The sequence below is a fragment of the Escherichia sp. TW09308 genome, assembly GCF_000208565.1.
Lineage (GTDB): Bacteria > Pseudomonadota > Gammaproteobacteria > Enterobacterales > Enterobacteriaceae > Escherichia > Escherichia marmotae.
The window spans coordinates 3,840,453-3,856,666 of sequence record NZ_AEME01000001.1 but is presented as its reverse complement, the minus strand read 5'-3'; the positions used below and the strand labels follow the sequence as shown (position 1 = coordinate 3,856,666).

The window sequence follows — 16,214 nt, the reverse complement described above, 5'->3', positions numbered from 1 at the left end:
CGACTACACTATTTCAATGAGATAAGAGGCAAAAACAGGAAAATTATGCCCGACCAAACACAACATTTTTCGTTCAAGGTGCTCACCATCAATATTCACAAAGGCTTTACAGCATTTAACCGACGCTTCATTTTGCCGGAACTTCGCGACGCCGTGCGTGCCGTCAGCGCCGATATCGTCTGCCTGCAGGAAGTGATGGGGGCGCACGAAGTCCATCCACTGCATGTGAAGAACTGGCCCGATACTTCGCACTACGAGTTTCTTGCCGACACCATGTGGAGTGATTTTGCCTACGGACGTAATGCTGTATACCCGGAAGGGCATCACGGGAACGCGGTGCTATCACGCTATCCCATTGAACATTATGAGAATCGCGATGTTTCGGTCGATGGCGCGGAAAAGCGCGGCGTGCTTTATTGCCGCATTGTTCCGCCAGTCACGGGGAAAGCGATTCATGTGATGTGCGTGCATCTCGGCTTGCGGGAGGCGCACCGTCAGGCGCAGCTTGCGATGCTTGCTGAATGGGTGAATCAACTACCGAACGGCGAACCAGTATTAGTCGCGGGAGATTTCAACGACTGGCGGCAAAAAGCCAATCATCCCTTAAAAGTACAGGCTGGGCTGGATGAGATATTTACCCGCGCCCACGGACGCCCGGCGCGAACATTTCCGGTGCAATTTCCCGTTCTTCGTCTGGACAGGATTTACGTCAAAAACGCCAGTGCCAGTGCGCCCACAGCGTTGCCGCTGCGGACCTGGCGACATCTTTCTGACCATGCCCCTTTGAGTGTGGAGATCCATCTATGAAATGTGGTTGGCGCGAAGGGAACAAGATTCAGTTACTGGAAAACGGCGAGCAATATTACCCTGCTGTGTTTAAAGCGATTAACGAAGCAGAGCAACGCATCATCCTTGAGACATTTATCTGGTTTGAAGATGACGTCGGCAAACAGCTACATGCGGCGCTGCTGGCAGCGGCGCAACGTGGGGTTAAAGCGGAAGTCTTGCTGGATGGCTATGGTTCGCCAGATCTCAGCGATGAATTTGTCAGCGAACTGACCGCGGCTGGCGTGGTATTTCGTTATTACGATCCTCGTCCTCGCCTGTTCGGTATGCGCACGAATGTGTTCCGCCGGATGCATCGCAAAATTGTGGTCATCGATACACGAATCGCCTTTATCGGCGGGATAAATTACTCCGCCGAGCATATGTCCAGCTACGGCCCACAGGCCAAACAGGATTACGCGGTGCGGCTGGAAGGGCCGATTGTTGAAGATATTCTGCAGTTTGAGCTGGAAAACTTGCCTGGGCAGAGCGCGGCACGCCGCTGGTGGCGACGTCACCATAAAGCGGAAGAAAACCGCCAACCGGGGGAAGCGCAGGTATTGCTGGTCTGGCGCGATAACGAAGAACATCGCAGCGATATCGAGCGCCACTATTTGAAAATGCTCACTCAGGCGCGGCGGGAAGTGATTATCGCCAACGCCTACTTCTTTCCCGGCTATCGATTTTTACACGCCTTACGTAAAGCGGCACGGCGCGGGGTGCGGATCAAACTGATTATTCAGGGTGAACCGGATATGCCGATTGTCAGGGTTGGCGCGCGTTTGCTCTATAACTATCTGGTTAAAGGCGGCGTTCAAGTGTTTGAGTATCGCCGCCGCCCGCTCCACGGCAAAGTGGCGTTAATGGATGATCACTGGGCGACGGTAGGCTCCAGTAATCTCGATCCGCTCAGTTTGTCGCTGAATCTCGAAGCTAACGTCATCATCTACGATCGTAATTTTAACCAGACGCTACGCGACAATCTTAATGGCATCATCGCCGCCGATTGTCGGCAGGTAGATGAAAGTATGCTGCCAAAACGCACCTGGTGGAATCTGACTAAAAGCGTGCTGGCATTCCACTTTTTGCGCCACTTCCCGGCGCTGGTGGGCTGGCTTCCGGCGCATACGCCGCGTCTGGCACAGGTTGAGCCGCCCGCGCAACCGGCAATGGAAACGCAGGATCGGGTAGAAACAGAAAATACGGGGGTAAAGCCCTGATGAGTAAATCCCATCCTCGCTGGCGCTTAGCAAAGAAGATCCTTACCTGGCTATTTTTTATCGCGGTGATTGTGTTGCTGGTGGTCTACGCCAAAAAAGTGGACTGGGAAGAGGTCTGGAAGGTCATCCGCGACTATAACCGCGTTGTGCTATTGAGTGCGGTCGGGCTGGTGGTCGTCAGTTATCTGATTTACGGCTGCTATGACCTGCTCGCCCGTTTCTACTGCGGTCACAAACTGGCGAAGCGCCAGGTGATGCTGGTGTCATTTATCTGCTATGCCTTCAACCTGACGCTCAGTACCTGGGTCGGCGGGATTGGGATGCGTTATCGCCTTTATTCGCGTCTGGGATTACCGGGCGGCACCATCACACGCATTTTCTCGCTGAGTATTACCACCAACTGGCTGGGCTATATTTTATTAGCCGGGATTATTTTTACCGCAGGCGTGGTGGAGTTACCGGATCACTGGTATGTCGATCAAACCACGCTGCGTATTCTCGGCATTGGCTTACTGATGATTATCGCGGTTTATTTATGGTTTTGCGCTTTCGCGAAGCACCGCCATATGACCATCAAAGGGCAAAAGCTGGTGCTGCCTTCATGGAAATTCGCCCTCGCTCAGATGCTGATTTCCAGCGTTAACTGGATGGTGATGGGGGCAATTATCTGGCTGTTACTTGACCAAAGCGTGAATTATTTCTTTGTCTTAGGCGTGTTACTGGTTAGTAGTATTGCTGGTGTCATCGTGCATATTCCGGCGGGGATTGGCGTGCTGGAAGCGGTGTTTCTCGCGCTACTGGCAGGAGAGAATACATCCAAAGGCACAATTATCGCCGCCCTACTCGCTTACCGTGTGCTGTATTACTTTATCCCGCTGCTGCTGGCGCTGATCTGTTACCTGTTGCTGGAAAGTCAGGCGAAGAAGCTACGGGCGAAAAATGAAGCGGCGATGTGAAGTTCGATTAAGTTCTTTTGGTTTGTGCAGATTGTTAGCAACGTGCTATTTGTTCATGGCGGATGCGGCGTGAACGCCTTATCCGCCCTACAAAACCGGGCTAAATTAATAGATTACAATTCCACTCTGTGCCTGCTAAGCGTAGCGCATCGGGCTCATTGCGTTTCCTCACAATTTTACCCAAGAAAGAAATTTACCTATTTTTCTATGACTAATGAAAAAACCGCGTATGCCTTTGCCAAACAAGTGTTATAGCTATTGCTGCAAGAATCCCGAAGAAGCCGATAAAATAATAATAGAGAGTTAACGCCCCTATAAAAGCGCAACGACAATCACCACCAAAGAGATTAAAAAAAGATACATTACACCTGCAATGGCAGCATTTATCTTATTGATATCTTTACTTAAACCATATATACAAAAAATTATATTTATGGATGCGCCCCCATGTCATGGGCGCATTTTATAACAGGCTTTTATTCATTGTCGTTTTAATTAGAAAAAATCCCGACGCCAGGCCGGGATTTGGAGGGGAAACGGAATTAACGGCGGTTGCCAAAAATCCGCAGCAACATCAGGAACAGGTTGATGAAGTCGAGATACAACGTTAATGCGCCAAGAATTGAATATTTGCGCAGGTTCGACGTGTCGCGGGTATCAATCTGCTCACCCATATTTTTCAGTTTCTGGGTGTCATAGGCGGTCAGGCCGACAAAGACAATCACTCCGATATAGGTCACCACCCACATCAACGCCTCGCTTTTCAGCCAGAAGTTCACCAGCGAGGCGATGACAATGCCGATTAACGCCATAAACAGCATATTGCCGAAGCCGCTTAAATCGCGCTTCGTGGTGTAGCCGTACAGACTCATCGCACCGAACATTCCGGCGGTAACAACGAAAGTACTGGCGATAGAGGCGGCGGTGTAGACAATGAAAATGCTGGAAAGCGTCAGACCTGTCAGCGCCGAATAAAGCATAAAGAGCATGGTTGTCACACCCGCGCTGAGCTTTTGAATCATCGCTGATAACACAATTACCAGAGCTAATTGCGCTATTACCAGACCAATTAAAAAGATGCGGTTGGTGAAAAGCAGCTCCATCACGGCGGCGGAGTTAGCAGCATACCAGGCAACAAACGCGGTCAACAACAGGCCAACGGTCATCCAGCCATAGACCTGTGCCATATAGGTTTGCAGGCCAGTCCTGGCTTGTACGATTGAATCAGAACGTGGGAATCTGTCCATGAAGATCTCCTGAAGATATAAGGAATATCTAAAGGATACTGCAAATGATGAGGGTGTGCATCGCCGCAGCGTAAACGTATGTCCGGTACGGTGAAATTGCCGGATGCAGCTCTATGCCTTATCCGGCCAACAAAAAACTACCAGCGTTTTGCTGCCTGCTGATCGCTCTCCCGCGCTTCGACCCAGCGGTCACCTTCCGGCGTAGCTTCGCGCTTCCAGAACGGTGCGCGGGTTTTGAGATAATCCATAATAAACTGCCCGGCCTCAAACGCACTACTGCGATGCGCACTGGTAACGCCGACAAAAACGATTTCATCACCCGGCCATAATTCGCCAATACGATGAATCACCGTGACTCGCCCCAGCGGCCAGCGGTTACGCGCTTCATCAACGATTTCCGCCAGTGCTTTTTCAGTCATTCCCGGATAGTGTTCGAGGGTTAATGCTTTTACGCTGTCACCCAGGTTATGGTTACGCACCTTACCGGTAAAGGTGACCACCGCACCGTCTTCATCACGCTCAGCCAGCCACGGATACTCTTCCCCTACGCTGAACGGCTGCGGTCCGACAACAATTTTGGTTTCAGCCATCTTAGCCTCCGGTTACCGGCGGGAAGAAAGCCACTTCGTCGCCGTCAGTTAGCGGATGGTCGAAACTCACCAGCGTCTGGTTGACGGCAGCCAGTAATTTGCCATCTTCCAGCGCCAGCGCCCAACGATCGCTCTGCGCTGCCAGGTGCTGGCGTAACGCTTCAACGGTTGGAAAATCCGCGGCAACGTCGGTTGCATCGGTCCCCACCAGCTCGCGCACCTGGGCGAAAAAAAGACTTTAATCATCCGCTTCCACCTTAAAGTCACCCGACTTGCCGCCGCTCTTCGCCAGCAGGCGTACCGGGCCAATCACCATATCTTTTTGCACGGCTTTACACATATCGTAAATGGTCAGCGCCGCCACCGAGGCCGCGGTTAACGCTTCCATTTCGACGCCGGTTTTCCCGGTCAGGCGGCATAAGGTTTCTATACGTACCCGATTGTGTTCCGGCTCTGCCTGCAAATTGACTTCAACTTTACTGAGCATTAGCGGGTGACACAGTGGGATCAGATCCCATGTACGTTTTGCCGCCTGAATACCGGCAATCCGCGCGGTGGCAAATACGTCGCCTTTGTGGTGACGACCATCGATGATCATCGCCAGCGTCTCGCTGCGCATGGTGACAAAGGCTTCCGCCCGTGCTTCACGTACAGTTTCCGCTTTGGCGGAGACATCCACCATGTGCGCTTCGCCAGCGGCGTTGATATGAGTCAGTTGCGACATACTTATTTCTTCAAATGTGGATGGAAATTGCATGGACGTGTACGGGCATCCAGTTGCGGCGCGATGATATTTTCCCATGCGGTGCGGCACGCTTTGGTCGAACCCGGCATAGCGAAAATCAGTGTCTTGTTAGCAACGCCCGCTACCGCACGAGATTGCAACGTTGCGGTGCCAATCTCTTCGAATGACAACATACGGAATACTTCACCGAAGCCTTCGACTTCACGATCGAACAGCGGCAGCAACGCTTCTGGTGCCTGATCGCCTTCCGTCAGTCCGGTGCCGCCAGTAATCAGCACCACTTGCACATCGTCGCTGGCGATCCACGCAGATACCTGCGCGCGGATGGCGTAGCGGTTTTCTTTAACAATCGCTTTATCGACAATGTGATGGCCCGCTTCCTGCGCCGAATCGCGCAGATAATGACCGGAGGTATCGTCTTCTTCACCGCGACGATTAGAAACCGTAAGAATAGCAATACGGGTCGGGATAAATTCAGTGCTTACCTGACTCATCTGATCTCTCCTTTTGACGTTTTAGCCGCCAATGTACGATAAGTTTTGCGTAATACCGGTGTTATTTTGATGCAGGAAATGGGTCTGTTTTTTCTCCCGCAGCGCCGCTGAAATACGTACTTCCAGCGCCTGTTGCTGGGCATCATCTTCCAGCAGATCGCGCAGGTTAACGCCGCCTTCACCAAACAGGCAGAGATGGAGTTTACCAATGGAGGAGACGCGCAGACGGTTGCAGGTGGCGCAGAAATCTTTTTCATACGGCATGATAAGGCCGATTTCTCCGGCGTAATCCGGATGACAAAAGACTTGCGCGGGGCCGTCGCTGCGTTGACGAAGTTGATGGATCCAGCCGCGACGCAGCAGTTCGTCACGCAGAATCTGACCAGAGATATGGTGCTTACGGAAAAGTTCGCTACCCTCGCCCGTTTCCATCAGTTCGATGAAACGTAACTGGATGGGGCGATGCTGGATCCAGTTCAGAAAGGTGTCGAGCTGGTGATGATTGACATCGCGCATCAGCACGGTATTGACTTTGACCTTCTCAAACCCGGCTTCAAATGCGGCATCAATCCCCGCCATCACCTGGTTGAATTTATCCTGACCGGTAATAGCATAAAACTGGCGAGCGTCGAGGCTATCGACACTGACGTTAATCCCCGTCAGTCCGGCATCGCGCCAGTTCGCCACGTCGCGTTCCAGGCGGTAACCATTGGTGGTGACCGCAATCTGACGAATAGCGTCGTTTTCCCGCACGGCTGCGATGATATCGGTAAAGTCGCGGCGTAAAGACGGTTCACCGCCTGTCAGACGTACTTTTTCGGTGCCCAAACTGGCGAAGGCGCGAGTAACCCGGCGAATTTCATCGACGGTCAGAAAGCCTTTATTGGTGACGCCGCTCGGCTTATAGCCATCCGGCAGGCAGTAGGTGCAACGAAAGTTACACACATCGGTAATCGACAGGCGCAAGTAATAAAACTTACGCGCAAATGCATCAGTCAGTTGTGAAGCCATGTACACCTTTCCAGATACGGGAGGCGAAGTCATTTCTTCCTTCGCCCTGGTGGCAATCTTTATGAGCATTGTCACGGCCAAAGCACCATATCAGTTGACCCAGGTGCAGAGGCTAGAGTGTTTAGTGGTTATGTCGATACTAGCGTGTAAATGAGATTTTTACCATTCACACTTTCCGCTATGTAATCATATATATAGCGTCATGATCGTGCTATTTCGCTACAGAATAAGGGAATATGACGGTTTTACTTTGATATACATCATCAGGGATGCACAGCGAACCTCGTCCTTTAGAGGTAGAAGAAAATATTTGTATCCTCAATATTGGCAGGTTAATTGCCGTTTCCCTGTCAGTTGCGCTACTGTAGCGCGGATAATCTGACTTCAGGAATCTATATGCGCAATCGTACGCTAGCTGACCTTGATCGTGTTGTTGCACTCGGCGGAGGGCATGGATTAGGACGCGTTCTTTCATCACTTTCATCTTTAGGCTCTCGTTTAACGGGCATTGTCACCACCACCGATAATGGCGGTTCAACAGGCCGTATTCGCCGCTCAGAAGGCGGCATTGCCTGGGGCGACATGCGCAACTGCCTCAACCAACTGATAACGGAACCGAGCGTCGCCTCCGCGATGTTTGAATACCGTTTTGGCGGCAATGGCGAGCTTTCCGGTCATAATCTCGGAAACTTGATGTTAAAGGCGCTGGATCACCTTAGCGTGCGGCCTCTGGAAGCCATCAATTTAATTCGTAATCTGTTGAAAGTGGACGCGCAATTAATTCCGATGTCAGAGCATCCCGTTGATCTGATGGCCATTGACGATCAGGGGCATGAAGTTTATGGCGAGGTCAATATCGACCAGTTAACTACGCCAATTCAGGAATTGCTCTTAACCCCGAATGTGCCCGCAACGCGTGAAGCGGTTCATGCTATCAATGACGCAGATCTGATCCTTATCGGACCTGGCAGTTTTTATACCAGCCTGATGCCAATTCTGCTGCTTAAGGAAATGGCACAGGCATTACGCCGCACGCCAGCGCCGATGGTTTATATCGGCAATCTGGGGCGTGAATTGAGCCTGCCTGCGGCGAATCTGAAGCTGGAAAATAAGCTGGCGATTATGGAACAGTATGTCGGGAAGAAAGTGATTGATGCCGTAGTCGTTGGGCCGAAAGTGGATGTTTCTGCGGTCAGCGACAGAATAGTGATTCAGGACGTACTGGAGGCCAGCGATATCCCCTATCGCCATGACCGCCAGTTGTTACATAACGCACTGGAAAAGGCGTTACAGGCATTGGGTTAACGGGAAGCCGGAAGAGAATTCCGGATTCATATTGCTGACAAAGTGCACGTTATCCATGCCGGATGCGGCCTACAAGCCGCGCAAATTCAATATATTGCAGAGATCATGTAGGCCTGATAAGCGTAGCGCATCAGGCAATTTTGCGTTCTCATTAGCCTCAAACCAGAAGAACATTCCTGCTTCTTCATCTCGTCACGACGCGGCAATAAACAGCTCACGCAACTGATGCAACTGGTCACGGATTTGCGCCGCCTCTTCGAATTCGAGGTTTTGCGCATGTTTCATCATCTGCCCTTCCAGCTCATGGATTTTCTGCTGCAACGCTTTTGGCGACATATCCATCGGCACATTATCCGGCTCAACAATCGGGCGCGATTTCCCTCTGCCCTTCGCTTTGGTTTTGGCAATGTTCTGCCCCAGCGCCAGGATATCGACCACTTTTTTATTAAGACCTTGTGGCGTAATACCATGCTCTTCGTTGTACCGCTGCTGTTTCTCACGACGACGTTCCGTTTCGCCAATCGCTTTCGCCATCGACGGGGTTATCTTATCACCGTAGAGAATCGCTTTGCCGTTGATGTTACGCGCCGCACGGCCAATGGTCTGGATCAGCGAACGTTCTGAACGCAGGAACCCTTCTTTGTCAGCATCGAGGATCGCCACCAATGAGACCTCCGGCATATCCAGACCTTCACGCAGTAAGTTGATCCCCACCAGTACGTCGAACTCGCCCAGACGCAAGTCGCGGATAATCTCCATACGCTCAACGGTATCAATGTCGGAGTGAAGATAACGCACGCGCTCACCGTGTTCTTCCAGATATTCCGTTAGATCTTCCGCCATTCGCTTGGTCAACGTCGTCACCAGAACGCGTTCGTTAATTGCCGCACGCAGGCGAATCTCCGAAAGAAGATCATCGACCTGGGTCGCTACCGGACGCACTTCGATAATCGGATCGAGCAAGCCAGTCGGGCGCACCACCTGATCCACCACGTCACCACCGGATTTCTCCAGTTCGTAGTTACCTGGCGTCGCAGAAACATAAATCGTTTGCGGAGCCAGCGCTTCAAACTCCTCAAATTTCAGCGGACGGTTATCCAGCGCCGATGGCAATCGGAAACCATACTCCACCAGAGTCTCTTTACGCGCCCTGTCACCGCGATACATTCCGCCAATTTGTGGAATGGTGACGTGAGATTCATCGACCACCAGCAGACCATCGGCAGGCAGGTAATCAAATAACGTCGGCGGTGGTTCGCCAGGTCCACGCCCGGAGAGAAAGCGCGAATAGTTTTCAATCCCCGAACAGTAGCCCAGCTCATTCATCATCTCCAGATCAAACTGGGTTCGTTGAGTCAGACGCTGCTCTTCCAAAAGTTTATTGTTTTCCAGCAGCACTTTGCGTCGGTCCGCCAGTTCTGTTTTGATCTCTTCCATCGCCTGCACAATGCGTTCACGCGGCGTAACATAGTGCGTTTTCGGGTAGATGGTAAAACGTGGGACTGTTGAAACGATTTGCCCGGTTAATGGATCAAACAACGACAATCGTTCAACTTCTTCATCAAACAGCTCCACGCGTAGCGCAATGTCGTCGGACTCCGCCGGGAAAATGTCGATCACTTCACCACGCACGCGGAAGGTCCCGCGCTGGAATGCCTGGTCATTGCGGGTATATTGCAACTCCGCCAGGCGACGCAGGATCGCACGTTGGTCGATAATCATGCCGACCGTGAGGTGCAGCATCATTTTGAGATATAAATCAGGATCACCCAGACCATAAATAGCGGAAACTGACGCAACAACAATAACATCCCGCCGCTCCAGCAACGCTTTGGTTGCTGAAAGACGCATCTGTTCAATATGTTCGTTTACCGAGGCATCTTTCTCAATAAACGTATCAGAGCTTGGTACGTAGGCTTCCGGCTGATAGTAGTCGTAGTAGGAGACGAAGTATTCCACCGCGTTTTCCGGGAAGAATTCTTTCATCTCACCATAAAGTTGCGCTGCCAGCGTTTTGTTGGGTGCCAGCACCATCGTTGGGCGTTGCAGATCAGCAATGACATTAGCAATGGTGAAGGTTTTCCCCGACCCCGTCACACCGAGCAGAGTCTGGTGCGCGAGGCCATCCTCCAGCCCCTCTTTGAGGCGGCGAATCGCCTCCGGCTGATCGCCAGAAGGTTTGAACGCGGAATTCAGTTTGAATGGTTTACTCATGAGTCGCTACCTGAAGGAGTGGGCGGGCAGGTGTGTAATTTTACTCGTCATGATTAATAATGCCAACAAATAACACTGGATAAAAAAACAGGCTCACACCACAATATCTCTGTTACGCCGTAAACTAAGGTGTCAACCGTAGGCAAAATTGACGCAGTGACGAGATAAAACGCCAGTGTTGCAGGGTTATCCCCAGAGCAATGGCTTTTTTAACATTTGTCAAGATGGCTGATGACGGATTTATTGCAGGAGATGACACTTTCCTGACAGCCATTGCATTTATCTAACCAATTAAAAAATAACATATATTTCTTTAAGCCGTCTTTAGCGCCAATTTGCGTGCAGGCCGCGTATTCTCTCGCTTACATTACGTTTTCTAACTCTAATGCACATGGTTATCCACAGGAATAGTGGATAACTGCCTGCAGCCCCTATGTCCAGCCGCCTGGGCAATTCCCATACTAATCGTATAATGCAGGGGTAAAAATTTTTTCGCGATTTTTTTAGCCTTTGATTGGTTAAATTACGGACGACTGAAAACGCCAGCTCGCTCGCAATTCAACCAATTTTTTGCTACTTCAGTGAAGTGAGAGTGATATATCTTCCAGTTAACGCACTTTCTGGATTTTCCTCAAGCCAGGGGATTTCCCCCAGCAGCGGTGCAGGAATCATTCGTGTGAGAGTGGCCATATATTCGCCATGCCGTTTGCCTGGCGGCGTGACATCGTTTGCCACCCAGCCTGCGAGAGTGAGTCCAGCCTGCTGTACTGCCTGTGCTGTCAGCATCGCGTGATTAATGCAGCCCAGTTTTATCCCAACGACCAGAATCACCGGCAGTTGTTCGCTCTTCACCCAATCGGCAAAAGTAAAAGTAGCAGAAAGCGGCGTAAACCAGCCACCAGCGCCTTCCACTAACACCCAGTCAGCCTGTTGCTCCAGCGCGCGTAATCCGGCGCTCATTACCTTCGGCTCAATCGGTCTCCCCTCTTCCGCGCTGATGATATGTGGCGAAGTAGGTTCAGCGAAGGTGTAAGGATTTACCGTAGCGTAATCCAGGTGCAAGCTGCTGTTGCGCTGTAACGCCAGCGCGTCGCTGTTACGTAAACCTTCTGCAGTCATTTCGCTGCCGGAGGCCACCGGTTTATAACCTGCTGTCCGGTAACCTGCAGCCTTAGCGGCCTGTAAAAGCGCACAACTGGCAACGGTTTTCCCCACTTCGGTGTCCGTCCCGGTAACAAAAAAGCGTTTACTCACGAGTAATCACTCCCAAAAAAAGATGATAAGTCAGAGGGTATCGCCCCTGTTGTTGCGGCCAGGCCAGTTGCAATCGCTGTAACTGTGAACGTGTTAATACTCGCTGGTCGCGCCCTTCGTGAAGATGCGTTGCACCAATACCTTTCAGTGAACGCATGGCGCTGAGTGCGTCATCAAACCACAGCGTAATGGGTTGAATATTGTATTTATGACGAAAACCTTTCAACGCCCGTTCAATTTCTGCTGGCGGTAAAAAGTGATTAGCGTGGGGGCGTGCGTCTACAGCCTGCCATGCCTGATGTAGCTCTGGTAATGAGCCTTGTGCCAGGGTGGTAAACGCCACAATTCCGCCAGGACACACTACCCGATAAAGCTCGCGTAATGCCGTAGATAATTCAGCGCACCATTGCACGGCAAGGTTGCTCCACGCGAGATCAAACGTCGTGTTCGCCAGCGGTAAGGATTCGATATCCCCCGTCAGGTAATGATGTGCGGCATCCTGCTGACGTGCCTGTACAAGCATAAGCGGAGAGAGATCCAGTGCCGTCACCTGTGCGCTACGTTCACGCCAGCGGCGGCTCATCCAGCCAGACCCGCAACCAGCGTCCAGCACCCGGGCGTACTGGCGTTGTGGGAGCATTGCCAGTAAGGCGTCGGCACTCTGGCGCTGCAACTCTGCGTGTTGCTCATACTGTGAGGCTGCCCGACCAAATGCCGCCGCAATGGCCTGCTTATTAACCGTTGCCATGCAGCACCTCCAGCAGACGGTCGATATCCGGTATTTCATGCCCTGCGGTTAAAGTCAGGCGCAGCCGCGCGGTGCCAGCGGGTACGGTTGGCGGGCGAATCGCCGTCACCCAGCAACCTTGCTGACGCAGGTTTTCTGCCAGGCGTAGCGCGCGAGCGTTATCACCAACGATTAATGGCTGGATGGCACTGCATGAGTCCGCGAGAGTAAATGGCGAACCCTGTACTCCACTACGAAAACGTGCAATCAGATCCGCCAGTTTTTCCCGCCGTGCGTCACCCTCTTCGCTACGAATCACCGCCAGCGATGCACGTAATGCCTGCGCCTGAGCGGGCGGCATACTGGTGCTGTAGATAAGATGGCGGGCAAACTGCAACAGATAATCTGCCACGCTATCGGAGCAAAGTACCGCCGCCCCACTGACGCCAAATCCTTTGCCAAAAGTCACCACCAACAATTCTGGTTTCATCTTTTGCTGCCAGCAACTGCCGCGCCCCTGCTCACCGATAACGCCCGTCCCGTGGGCATCGTCGACCATTAACCAGGCGTTGTGCTGTTGCGCTACTTGCTGGATTTCTGCCAACGGCGCGCTATCACCGTCCATGCTAAACACGCCTTCTGTCACCACCAGTTGCTGCCCCGGACAGGAGGCTGTAAGCAGACGCGTCAGATGAGTGACATCGTTATGGCTAAAACGGCGAAGCTGCGCCGGACTTAAACTGGCAGCCTCCAGCAACGAAGCATGACTAAGACGGTCGGCAACGATGCGATCCTCTTTCGTCATCATCGCGGCAATGACCGCCTGATTGGCAGCGAAACCGGAGATAAACAGTAGCGCCCGCGAATAGCCCAGCCACTCCGCCAGTTCTTCTTCCAGCGCCTGATGCACCACGCTATAACCGCTGACATGCCCGGAACCGCCGCTACCGACACCAAATTGTTCCGCGCCCTGCTGCCAGGCGCGGATGATGTGCGGATGATGGCTCAAACCGAGGTAATCGTTACTGGAAAAGTTCAGATACTGGCGACCATCTGCCACCAGCCAGCGTCCGGCTCCCTGCGCTACCGGATAGCGACGACGCAGGGCATCAGCTTCGCGCCGCGCATCAAGCGCCGCGTCGATTTTCTCCTGCCAGGTCATAGGGCTGCCGCGTTGTAGTATTCGTCAGTGTCCGGGGTCATCAGCGCCTGCTCCAGACGCTGCTGTTGTTCGTTATCGCCCGCCAGAACGGCGGTTTGTTGCGGATTCAGCCCCAGTTTGCGGAACAGTAGCAGGTCTTTATCTTCTTCCGGATTCGGCGTGGTCAGCAATTTGCAGCCGTAGAAAATCGAGTTAGCCCCAGCCATAAAGCACATCGCCTGAGTCTGTTCATTCATCTGCTCGCGTCCGGCAGAAAGACGCACATATGAGGTCGGCATCATGATCCGCGCCACTGCAATGGTACGAATAAAATCAAAGGCATCGACATCATCGTTATCTGCCAGCGGCGTGCCTTTCACCTTCACCAGCATGTTGATCGGCACACTTTCCGGTGGCGTCGGTAGATTCGCCAGTTGTAGCAATAATCCGGCGCGATCTTTCACCGTTTCACCTAAACCAACAATGCCGCCAGAACAGACTTTGATCCCGGCTTCGCGCACTTTTTCCAGCGTATCAAGACGCTCCTGATAAGTGCGTGTAGTGATGATGTTGCCGTAAAACTCCGGCGAGGTATCAAGGTTGTGGTTGTAGTAATCCAGCCCGGCATTCGCGAGGCGCTGCGCCTGGGATTCGCTCAACGTGCCCAGCGTCATACACGCTTCCAGGCCCATCGCTTTTACCCCCTGCACCATTTGTTCCAGGTACGGCATATCGCGCTCGTGCGGATTTTTCCACGCCGCGCCCATGCAGAAGCGCGTCGAGCCAGCCGCTTTCGCTTTGCGCGCTGATTCCAGTACCTGTTCGACTTCCATCAACCGCTCAGCTTCCAGACCGGTTTTATAGCGAGAGCTTTGCGGGCAGTATTTGCAATCTTCCGGACAAGCGCCGGTTTTAATCGACAGCAAAGTGCTGACCTGTACCTGGCGAGGATCGAAATGCTGACGGTGAACCTGCTGCGCTTCGAACAGCAGATCCAGTAATGGTTTTTCAAATAATTCTGTGACTTGCGACAATGTCCAGCGTGGGCGGTGAGCCATGGGGCTTCTCCAAAACGTGTTTTTTGTTGTTAATTCGGTGTAGACTTGTAAACCTAAAACTTTTCAATTTGGTTTACAAGTCGATTATGACAACGGATGATCTTGCCTTTGACCAACGCCATATCTGGCACCCGTACACATCCATGACCTCCCCACTACCGGTTTATCCAGTGGCGAGCGCAGAAGGTTGCGAACTGATTTTGTCTGACGCCAGACGCCTGGTTGACGGTATGTCTTCCTGGTGGGCGGCGATCCACGGCTACAATCACCCACAGCTCAATGCCGCGATGAAATCGCAAATTGATGCCATGTCACACGTGATGTTTGGCGGTATTACCCATGCGCCAGCCATTGAGCTGTGCCGCAAACTGGTGGCAATGACGCCGGAATCGCTGGAGTGCGTTTTTCTCGCGGACTCCGGTTCCGTGGCGGTAGAAGTGGCGATGAAGATGGCGTTGCAGTACTGGCAGGCCAAAGGCGAAACGCGCCAGCGTTTTCTGACCTTCCGCAATGGTTATCATGGCGATACCTTTGGCGCGATGTCGGTGTGCGATCCGGACAACTCAATGCACAGCCTGTGGAAAGGCTACCTGCCGGAAAACTTGTTTGCTCCCGCCCCGCAAAGCCGTATGGACGGCGAATGGGATGAGCGCGATATGGTGGGCTTCGCGCGGCTAATGGCGGCGCATCGTCATGAAATCGCTGCCGTAATCATTGAACCTATTGTTCAGGGCGCAGGCGGGATGCGTATGTACCATCCGGAGTGGTTAAAACGAATCCGCAAAATGTGCGATCGCGAAGGTATCTTGCTGATTGCTGACGAGATTGCCACCGGTTTTGGCCGTACCGGCAAACTTTTTGCCTGCGAACATGCGGGTATCGCACCGGATATTTTATGTCTCGGCAAAGCCTTAACGGGCGGTACAATGACGCTTTCCGCCACACTCACTACGCGCCTGGTTGCGGAAACCATCAGTAACGGCGAAGCTGGCTGCTTTATGCATGGGCCAACTTTTATGGGTAATCCGCTGGCCTGCGCAGCAGCAAACGCCAGCCTGACGATTATCGAATCTGGCGACTGGCAGCAGCAGGTAGCGGTTATTGAAGCACAACTACGCGAGCAACTCACACCCGCCCGTGACGCCGAAATGGTTGCCGATGTCCGCGTGCTGGGGGCTATTGGTGTGGTCGAAACCACACGCCCGGTAAATATGGCGGCTCTGCAAAAATTCTTCGTCGAACAGGGGGTATGGATCCGGCCATTTGGCAAACTTATCTACCTGATGCCACCCTATATTATTCGCCCGGAACAGTTACAGCGCCTGACGGCAGCCGTTAACCGAGCGGTGCAGGATGAAACATTTTTTTGCCAATAACGAGAAGTCAGCGTGAGTGTTTCTGGCTACACTTTCTGCAAACAAGAAAGG

General features: G+C 52.4%; 16 protein-coding genes, 1 pseudogene and 1 riboswitch. Of the genes and pseudogenes, 5 read left to right on the top strand and 12 right to left on the bottom strand.

Features of this window, described 5'->3' with window-relative positions; translation table 11 throughout:
* The first annotated feature begins 45 nt into the window (after positions 1 to 45).
* Genes ESM_RS0118480 through ESM_RS0118470 form a run of 3 tightly spaced genes read left to right on the top strand, consistent with a single transcriptional unit; the run spans position 46 to position 3,001 of the window.
* Positions 46 to 807, top strand: a complete 762-nt coding sequence (locus ESM_RS0118480) for an endonuclease/exonuclease/phosphatase family protein (protein WP_001113330.1) — start codon at positions 46 to 48, stop codon at positions 805 to 807.
* Positions 804 to 2,045 carry a cardiolipin synthase ClsB gene (clsB, locus tag ESM_RS0118475; protein WP_000649633.1) on the top strand — a complete coding sequence of 414 codons (1,242 nt, stop codon included), beginning with the start codon at positions 804 to 806 and terminating at the stop codon, positions 2,043 to 2,045. Before ESM_RS0118480 ends, clsB begins: the two co-directional genes overlap by 4 nt.
* A complete protein-coding gene (locus ESM_RS0118470; protein ID WP_000045470.1) occupies positions 2,045 to 3,001 on the top strand; it encodes a lysylphosphatidylglycerol synthase domain-containing protein in 957 nt (318 codons plus the stop codon). The genes clsB and ESM_RS0118470 overlap by 1 nt, the downstream gene beginning before the upstream one ends.
* A gap of 211 nt (positions 3,002 to 3,212) precedes the next feature.
* Here the strand turns inward: ESM_RS0118470 and ESM_RS1000000129690 are convergent.
* The 7 genes and pseudogenes from ESM_RS1000000129690 to moaA form a co-directional block, all read right to left on the bottom strand.
* Positions 3,213 to 3,329: pseudogene (locus ESM_RS1000000129690) on the bottom strand (Bax inhibitor-1/YccA family protein); the annotation flags it as partial.
* 214 nt (positions 3,330 to 3,543) lie between these two features.
* On the bottom strand, positions 3,544 to 4,248 hold the full coding sequence (locus tag ESM_RS0118465; protein ID WP_000373618.1) for a Bax inhibitor-1/YccA family protein: 705 nt from the start codon (positions 4,246 to 4,248) through the stop codon (positions 3,544 to 3,546).
* 137 nt (positions 4,249 to 4,385) lie between these two features.
* Positions 4,386 to 4,838, bottom strand: a complete 453-nt coding sequence (moaE, locus tag ESM_RS0118460) for a molybdopterin synthase catalytic subunit MoaE (RefSeq protein WP_000852287.1) — start codon at positions 4,836 to 4,838, stop codon at positions 4,386 to 4,388.
* A 1-nt stretch (position 4,839) separates the two neighbouring features.
* On the bottom strand, positions 4,840 to 5,058 hold the full coding sequence (gene moaD / locus ESM_RS0118455) for a molybdopterin synthase sulfur carrier subunit (protein WP_001208764.1): 219 nt from the start codon (positions 5,056 to 5,058) through the stop codon (positions 4,840 to 4,842).
* Between the two features lie 18 nt (positions 5,059 to 5,076).
* A complete protein-coding gene (moaC, locus tag ESM_RS0118450) occupies positions 5,077 to 5,562 on the bottom strand; it encodes a cyclic pyranopterin monophosphate synthase MoaC (RefSeq protein ID WP_000080885.1) in 486 nt (161 codons plus the stop codon).
* 2 nt (positions 5,563 to 5,564) lie between these two features.
* The gene (moaB, locus tag ESM_RS0118445) at positions 5,565 to 6,077 is read right to left on the bottom strand and encodes a molybdenum cofactor biosynthesis protein B (RefSeq protein WP_000084628.1); all 513 of its coding nucleotides are present in this window, start codon (positions 6,075 to 6,077) and stop codon (positions 5,565 to 5,567) included.
* 21 nt (positions 6,078 to 6,098) lie between these two features.
* Positions 6,099 to 7,088: a GTP 3',8-cyclase MoaA gene (gene moaA / locus ESM_RS0118440; protein WP_010379654.1), complete on the bottom strand. Its 990-nt coding sequence runs from the start codon at positions 7,086 to 7,088 to the stop codon at positions 6,099 to 6,101.
* Positions 7,076 to 7,220, bottom strand: a riboswitch (molybdenum cofactor riboswitch). It overlaps the preceding gene by 13 nt.
* A 264-nt stretch (positions 7,221 to 7,484) precedes the next feature.
* Between moaA and yvcK the strand changes: the two genes are divergently transcribed.
* Positions 7,485 to 8,393 (top strand): uridine diphosphate-N-acetylglucosamine-binding protein YvcK, encoded by a 909-nt coding sequence (yvcK, locus tag ESM_RS0118435; protein ID WP_001246027.1) that lies wholly within the window; start codon positions 7,485 to 7,487, stop codon positions 8,391 to 8,393.
* A gap of 192 nt (positions 8,394 to 8,585) precedes the next feature.
* On the opposite strand, the gene uvrB is transcribed toward yvcK, so the two are convergent.
* The 5 genes from uvrB to bioB form a co-directional block, all read right to left on the bottom strand.
* Positions 8,586 to 10,607, bottom strand: a complete 2,022-nt coding sequence (gene uvrB, locus ESM_RS0118430; RefSeq protein ID WP_000042544.1) for an excinuclease ABC subunit UvrB — start codon at positions 10,605 to 10,607, stop codon at positions 8,586 to 8,588.
* A 573-nt stretch (positions 10,608 to 11,180) separates the two neighbouring features.
* Positions 11,181 to 11,861: a dethiobiotin synthase gene (gene bioD / locus ESM_RS0118425; RefSeq protein ID WP_000043999.1), complete on the bottom strand. Its 681-nt coding sequence runs from the start codon at positions 11,859 to 11,861 to the stop codon at positions 11,181 to 11,183.
* On the bottom strand, positions 11,854 to 12,609 hold the full coding sequence (gene bioC, locus ESM_RS0118420; RefSeq protein ID WP_000246810.1) for a malonyl-ACP O-methyltransferase BioC: 756 nt from the start codon (positions 12,607 to 12,609) through the stop codon (positions 11,854 to 11,856). Before bioC ends, bioD begins: the two co-directional genes overlap by 8 nt.
* Positions 12,596 to 13,750 carry an 8-amino-7-oxononanoate synthase gene (bioF, locus tag ESM_RS0118415; protein WP_000220206.1) on the bottom strand — a complete coding sequence of 385 codons (1,155 nt, stop codon included), beginning with the start codon at positions 13,748 to 13,750 and terminating at the stop codon, positions 12,596 to 12,598. Before bioF ends, bioC begins: the two co-directional genes overlap by 14 nt.
* The gene (bioB, locus tag ESM_RS0118410) at positions 13,747 to 14,787 is read right to left on the bottom strand and encodes a biotin synthase BioB (RefSeq protein WP_000951216.1); all 1,041 of its coding nucleotides are present in this window, start codon (positions 14,785 to 14,787) and stop codon (positions 13,747 to 13,749) included. The genes bioF and bioB overlap by 4 nt, the downstream gene beginning before the upstream one ends.
* An 86-nt stretch (positions 14,788 to 14,873) precedes the next feature.
* Here bioB and bioA point away from each other — a divergent pair, with 86 nt between their 5' ends.
* The gene (gene bioA / locus ESM_RS0118405; protein ID WP_010379649.1) at positions 14,874 to 16,163 is read left to right on the top strand and encodes an adenosylmethionine--8-amino-7-oxononanoate transaminase; all 1,290 of its coding nucleotides are present in this window, start codon (positions 14,874 to 14,876) and stop codon (positions 16,161 to 16,163) included.
* Positions 16,164 to 16,214 lie beyond the last annotated feature (51 nt).

What these genes read in the sequence shown, in the direction of transcription:
- clsB (WP_000649633.1), top strand. Translation starts at nt 804, where the DNA reads ATGAAATGTGGTTGGCGCGAAGGGAACAAGATTCAGTTACTGGAAAAC.
- bioA (WP_010379649.1), top strand. Translation starts at nt 14,874, where the DNA reads ATGACAACGGATGATCTTGCCTTTGACCAACGCCATATCTGGCACCCG.
- moaA (WP_010379654.1), bottom strand. Translation starts at nt 7,088, where the DNA reads ATGGCTTCACAACTGACTGATGCATTTGCGCGTAAGTTTTATTACTTG.
- moaC (WP_000080885.1), bottom strand. Translation starts at nt 5,562, where the DNA reads ATGTCGCAACTGACTCATATCAACGCCGCTGGCGAAGCGCACATGGTG.
- moaE (WP_000852287.1), bottom strand. Translation starts at nt 4,838, where the DNA reads ATGGCTGAAACCAAAATTGTTGTCGGACCGCAGCCGTTCAGCGTAGGG.
- ESM_RS0118480 (WP_001113330.1), top strand. Translation starts at nt 46, where the DNA reads ATGCCCGACCAAACACAACATTTTTCGTTCAAGGTGCTCACCATCAAT.
- bioB (WP_000951216.1), bottom strand. Translation starts at nt 14,787, where the DNA reads ATGGCTCACCGCCCACGCTGGACATTGTCGCAAGTCACAGAATTATTT.
- yvcK (WP_001246027.1), top strand. Translation starts at nt 7,485, where the DNA reads ATGCGCAATCGTACGCTAGCTGACCTTGATCGTGTTGTTGCACTCGGC.
- ESM_RS0118465 (WP_000373618.1), bottom strand. Translation starts at nt 4,248, where the DNA reads ATGGACAGATTCCCACGTTCTGATTCAATCGTACAAGCCAGGACTGGC.
- uvrB (WP_000042544.1), bottom strand. Translation starts at nt 10,607, where the DNA reads ATGAGTAAACCATTCAAACTGAATTCCGCGTTCAAACCTTCTGGCGAT.
- bioF (WP_000220206.1), bottom strand. Translation starts at nt 13,750, where the DNA reads ATGACCTGGCAGGAGAAAATCGACGCGGCGCTTGATGCGCGGCGCGAA.
- bioC (WP_000246810.1), bottom strand. Translation starts at nt 12,609, where the DNA reads ATGGCAACGGTTAATAAGCAGGCCATTGCGGCGGCATTTGGTCGGGCA.
- moaB (WP_000084628.1), bottom strand. Translation starts at nt 6,077, where the DNA reads ATGAGTCAGGTAAGCACTGAATTTATCCCGACCCGTATTGCTATTCTT.
- ESM_RS0118470 (WP_000045470.1), top strand. Translation starts at nt 2,045, where the DNA reads ATGAGTAAATCCCATCCTCGCTGGCGCTTAGCAAAGAAGATCCTTACC.